This is a genomic window from Streptomyces sp. NPDC051172, assembly GCF_040682555.1.
Classification (GTDB): Bacteria; Actinomycetota; Actinomycetes; order Streptomycetales; family Streptomycetaceae; genus Streptomyces.
The window spans coordinates 537-1,198 of sequence record NZ_JBFBBE010000401.1; the positions used below are offsets into that span (position 1 = coordinate 537).

At 73.3% G+C, this 662-nt stretch carries 1 protein-coding gene; it reads left to right on the plus strand.

Features of this window, described 5'->3' with window-relative positions:
- Positions 1-47 precede the first annotated feature (47 nt).
- A partial coding sequence (gene rsgA, locus AB0N07_RS51455; RefSeq protein WP_365847953.1) for a GTPase RsgA occupies positions 48-662 on the plus strand: 615 nt, incomplete at its 3' end.

The following is a 662-nucleotide window of genomic DNA, read 5'->3' on the forward strand; positions in this document are numbered from 1 at the left end:
TGGCCCGGCGCCTCGATCCCTCCGCGTGGGACGAGTCCGATGTCCGGGTGCGCCCGTCCAAACGCGGCACCCGCCCGCGCACCAAGGAGCGGCCCAAGCACGAGGATGCGCAGGTCGGCATGGTCACCACGGTGGACCGCGGCCGGTACGCCGTGGTGCTGCCGGATCGCCTGGACGAGCGGATCACGGCGATGCGCGCCCGCGAGCTGCGCCGCACGCCGATCGTCACGGGCGACCGGGTGGCCGTCGTCGGGGACCTCTCCGGGGACGAGGGCACGCTCGCGCGCATCATCCGTGTCGAGGAGCGCAGCACGGTCCTGCGCCGGTCGGCGGACGACTCGGACGAGGTCGAGCGGGTGGTGGTGGCCAACGCCGACCTGCTGGTGATCATGGTGGCCGCGGCCAATCCGGAGCCCCGGACCGGCTTCATCGACCGCGCCCTGGTCGCCTGCTACGACGCCGGCATCCACCCGGTGCTGCTCATCACGAAGACCGACCTGCGTGATCCGGCCGCGCTGGTGGCGCACTACGAGGCCCTGGACCTGGAGGTGATGACCTCCGGTGCGGCGACCTTCGAGGCCGAGACCGGGGACACCGCCCTGGACGCCTCGCTCGTGGCCCGGGTGGCCGAGCGGCTGATCGGGCACACGAGCGCGTTCGTG